5 protein-coding genes and 1 pseudogene are annotated in these 4,368 nt (G+C 70.9%); 4 read left to right on the top strand and 2 right to left on the bottom strand.

The genetic code is table 11. The features are described 5' to 3' along the window. Both Q2100_RS24330 and Q2100_RS24335 read right to left on the bottom strand, forming a co-directional pair. Positions 1-277, bottom strand: a 277-nt coding sequence (locus Q2100_RS24330) for an acyl-CoA thioesterase domain-containing protein (protein WP_328518135.1), incomplete at its 3' end; no start/stop codon positions are given. After that, positions 270-1,112 (bottom strand): SMP-30/gluconolactonase/LRE family protein, encoded by an 843-nt coding sequence (locus Q2100_RS24335; RefSeq protein WP_302916124.1) that lies wholly within the window; start codon positions 1,110-1,112, stop codon positions 270-272. The genes Q2100_RS24330 and Q2100_RS24335, both read right to left, overlap by 8 nt. A gap of 95 nt (positions 1,113-1,207) precedes the next feature. On the opposite strand from Q2100_RS24335, the gene Q2100_RS24340 reads away from it, so the two are divergent. From Q2100_RS24340 to Q2100_RS24355, 4 genes and pseudogenes are all read left to right on the top strand, one after another. Continuing rightward, entirely contained in the window at positions 1,208-1,912 is a 705-nt protein-coding gene (locus Q2100_RS24340) for an NIPSNAP family protein (protein WP_264015356.1), read from the top strand. A gap of 5 nt (positions 1,913-1,917) precedes the next feature. Next, positions 1,918-3,144, top strand: coding sequence for a cytochrome P450 (locus Q2100_RS24345; RefSeq protein ID WP_302916125.1), 1,227 nt, complete (start codon positions 1,918-1,920; stop codon positions 3,142-3,144). 2 nt (positions 3,145-3,146) lie between these two features. Beyond that, positions 3,147-4,115, top strand: a complete 969-nt coding sequence (locus Q2100_RS24350; RefSeq protein WP_302916126.1) for a zinc-binding dehydrogenase — start codon at positions 3,147-3,149, stop codon at positions 4,113-4,115. Continuing rightward, a pseudogene (locus Q2100_RS24355) lies at positions 4,112-4,368 on the top strand (HpcH/HpaI aldolase family protein); the annotation flags it as partial. The gene Q2100_RS24350 and the pseudogene Q2100_RS24355, both read left to right, overlap by 4 nt.

Raw genomic sequence — 4,368 nt, forward strand, 5'->3', positions numbered from 1 at the left:
CGGCGACGAGTTCGATCTGCCTGCCCCGCCGCTCGATCCGGGACCGCAGCCACAGGTCGCCGTCCGCGGGCACCGGGCCGAGCAGGTCGACCAGCACCCGGCTCAGCCGGGTGTCGGTGCGCTGCTCGCGCTGCTCGAGGGCACGCACCAGCAGCGCCGAGACGGGCGCGGCGTGCTGAATCGACGCCGACCAGGTGCTGCGCACGAGATCGGTCGCCGAGAACCGTTCGCCGACCGGGTCGTCGGCGTCGACGAGTTCGTAGTACGCATCAGACATGCCCGTGCACCCCCGTGCCGTGCACCCCGGCGACGTCGACGGCCACCGCGTCCACCCGCGAGTCCTTCGTTCCGGCAAGCCGTTCGGGGTAGGCGCCGGTGCTCGTCAGCAGGAACAGCACCCGGTCCTCCGGGCCGCCGAGCGCGCAGGCGATCGCGGTCCGCCCGCCGGCGTCGATCCGGTCGGTCACCCGGGCCCCCCGACTGCCGCCGTCGACGATCCGGACGAACTCGTGCGCCAGCGTCATCGACGTCCAGACCCCGCCTTCGGCGTCGATCGCGAGCCCGTCGGGCGGGCCGGCCAGGTTCTCGGCGAACGGGCGTCGCTCTCCGAGTGTGCCGTCCCCGGACAGTGGGAACGCCGTCAGGCGGCGACCGGTGGACTCCGCGACGATCAGGGTGGCGCCGTCCGGCGTGATCACCATGCCGTTCGGGAAGTCGAGATCGCCGGCGACGACCGTGACGCTGTCGTCGGGATCGAGTCGCAGGATCACCCCGCCCGACCGCGCCTGTGACCCGATGTAGGCCCGGCCCGCGTCGTCGATCACCATGTCGCCCAACGCCGCAGGCGCCAGGTCGGCCGGAGTCGCCACGGTCACCACGGTGTCGCCGTCGTAGGCCAGGATCTCGCGCCGCTGGGTGGACGCGATGAGCAGCGTCCCGTCCGGCCGGAAGCCGAGACCCGACGGCGCGTGCCCGGGAACCGGCAGTGTGGTCATCGAGCCCGCCATGTCGACGGTGTGGACCGCTTCGCCGAGCATGTCGGAGAACCACAGCAATCCCTCGAACCACCGCGGCCCCTCGCCGAAGCAGAAGCCGGATGCCAGCGGTGTCACTGCGCACCTTTACAAATCACGGCATAAGTGTCACGCTCGCTGGGTGCCACTGTCAACCGTCCGCACCTGCTCGCGATGACCACCGGCGGCAGGTCATGAAGAAGTACCACAGCCACACACTGCTCTATCTGCACGAGACCATCGCACTGGGGTCGATGTGCAGCGATCGCTTCACCGAGGCCTTCAGCGCCACCTATCATCCGATGATGGCCGAGCTCGGGGCCCGGCTGTTCGCGATGTGGGAGACGACGCCCTACAACGGGCACTGGCCACAGGTCACCGTCATCTGGGAGGTCGACGCCTTCGCCGACTACTCGCGCATCGGAAAGGCACAGTCGCGCGGCGGAACCCATGAGGCGCAGGCCGCGGAGTGGGCGGCGTTCCTGGCCGGCGCAGGCGCCCACGGCGAGGGCCGGATCATGTACGCAGGCCGCAGCAACCGCACGCTGACCGAGCTCACCTCGGCGGGCTTCGGCGCGGGCCTGGTGATCCAGGAGATCATGCAGACCAAGCCCGGCCGCCAGGACGACTACATCCGCGAACTCGAACGGCTCTACGTGCCGTGGTCCGAACGCACCGGCAAGCGGTGGCTGGGCTCGTTCATCACCACCTTCCGGTTCAACGAGGTCATCCACTACTGGGCGCTCGACGGCGACTGGGACTGCTTCGCCGAGCACTACCCGTCGTGGAAAGACAGCCCGCCCGCCGAGATCGTCACCTGGATGAGCGTCGCGCCCGCACTGCGCGACGGCTGGGAGGATTCCATACTGCAGGCCCTGCCGCCGTCCCCGCTGCAATGACCGCGATGGAAACGCCTGTGGAGAAACGGTTCTCGTACCACCCGTTCGACCCGGCGGTGATGGCGGACCCGACGCCTTACTACCGGGTGCTGCGCGACGAACATCCGCTGTACTACGTGGCGGACCTGGACACCTATGCGGTCTCGCGATTCGCCGACATCTGGGATGTGCTGGGCGTCAACGACGGCACGTTCGTCGCCTCGGAGGGCACGCTGCCCGCCGCGGCGGTGCTGGCGCAGAGCAACAGCGGGCCGGTGGCCGACCCACCGCTGCACCCGATGCCGTTCCACGCCAACTTCGACACCCCGGTCTACGACACCGTCAGGCGGTGCACCTCGGCGCCGTTCCGGCCGCGCTCGGTGCCCCGGTTCGCCGACAGGATCCGGCAACTGGCGAACGAGCGTCTCGACGAACTGCTGCCGCGCGGCCGGTTCGACCTCACCCAGGACTACGGCGGCATGGTCGCCGCGTCGGTGGTGTGCGACGTGCTCGGGCTGCCCGTCGAGCTGGCCTCCGATGTACTGGGCACCGTGAACGCAGGCAGCCTTGCGCAGCCGGGCAGCGGTGTCGAGGTGGCCAACGCCCGGCCGGGCTACCTGGAGTATCTCGCGCCGGTGGTGCAGCGGCGGCGGGCGGGCCTCGGGGAGGAGGTTCCTATCGTCGACAGCCTGCTCGGCCACACCCTGCCCGACGGGTCGCAGTTCACCGACATGGAGGCGGCGGTGCAGATGCTCGGCGTCTTCATCGGAGGCACGGAGACCGTCCCCAAGATCGTCGCGCACGGGTTGTGGGAACTCGGCTCGCGACCGGAGCAGATGGCGGCCGTGCGCGCCGATCCCGACGCCAACGTGCCGACGGCGCGCGAGGAGATGATCCGGTACTGCGCCCCGGCGCAGTGGTTCGCGCGCACCCTGCGCAAGCCGTTCACCCTGCACGGCACCACCATCGAGCCCGGCCAGCGGGTCATCACCCTGCTCGCCTCGGCGAAGTTCGACGAACGCGAGTACCCCGACGCCGAGGAGTTCGTGTGGGACCGCCGGGTCGAACGGCTGCTGGCATTCGGCCGCGGACAACACTTCTGCCTCGGCGTGCACCTGGCCCGGCTCGAGGTCACCATCCTGGTGCAGGAATGGTTGCGCCGGGTGCCCGACTTCCACATCGACGCCGCGCGGGCGTATCGGCCGCCGTCGAGCTTCCAGTGGGGCTGGAACAGCCTGCCGGTGGAGGTGTGACGATGTGGTCCTACCGGCTCGTCGCGCCGTTCACCTTCGAACGCACCGACCGGCCCGAGCCCTCCGCGGCGGGCCTGGCCGACGGACAGGTGCTGCTGCGGTTCCTGGCCGCCGGCATCTGCGGCAGCGACCTGCCCGGGTTTCGCGGCACCCGCGGCCGACTGCCCGGCGACACCGGGGCCCACGCCGCGGAGATGGACGGCTTCCCGATCCACGAGATCGCCGGCGAGGTGATCGCCAGCCGCCATCCCCGCCACCGCGACGGTGACCGGGTGGTGGGGTGGGCATCCGGGTTCGACGGCCTGCAGCAGCTGGTGGTCGCAGACGGCGACGGGCTGGCGCCCTTCGACCAGGCGTTGAGCCCGGCGCAGGCCGTCGGGCTGCAACCACTGGCCTGCGTGCTGTACGCCGTCGAGCAGCTGCCCGCACTGGCCGGGCGGCGGGTGGCGGTCATCGGCCAGGGCTCCATCGGGCTGCTGTTCTCCTACGTCGCCAAGGCTGCGGGCGCCGCAGAGGTGATCGGCGTCGACCCCGTCGACCGCGCCGCGCTGGCCCCGCATTTCGGCGTCGACACCGCCGTGCGCGCCACGAGCGACAGGTGGGTAGGCCACCTCGCTCCCGCCGACCGGCCCGACATCGTCATCGAGGCCGTCGGCCACCAGGTGGCCACCCTCAACCATGCGGTCGAAGCCGCGGCGTTCGCCGGCACCGTCTTCTACTTCGGAGTGCCCGACGACGACAGCTACCCGATCAACATGCGGGCGATGCTCCGCAACAATCTGACGCTGAAATCCGGTGTGACACAAAACCGCCGCCGGGTGCTCGAGCGGGCAGGCCGGTTCGCCGCCGAGCACCCCGGCCTGCTGCCCCGCTACCTCACGCACACCTTCGGTGTCGACGCCGTCGCAGAGGCGTTCGAGCTCGCCTGCCGGCCCACACCCGGACGCGTCAAGATCGCGATCGCCGGATGAACGCGTTCCGGCGGGCCCTGGCCGACCGGCCGACGCTCTGGGGTGGCTGGGTCGTCGGCCCGACGCTTATCGGACCCGAGGAGTTCGCCGCCGCCGGATACGACTACGTCGGATTCGACACCCAGCACGGCTATCTCGACGACGCCGACGTCGCGCTGCTGCTGCGCCGGCTCGAGCACGTACCGGTCGCCACCGCGGTCCGGGTGCCCGCCACCGACCCCGCTCCGATCGGCCGCGTGCTCGACGCCGGCGC

Source organism: Mycolicibacterium arseniciresistens, from assembly GCF_030519285.1.
Taxonomy (GTDB): Bacteria; Actinomycetota; Actinomycetes; order Mycobacteriales; family Mycobacteriaceae; genus Mycobacterium; species Mycobacterium arseniciresistens.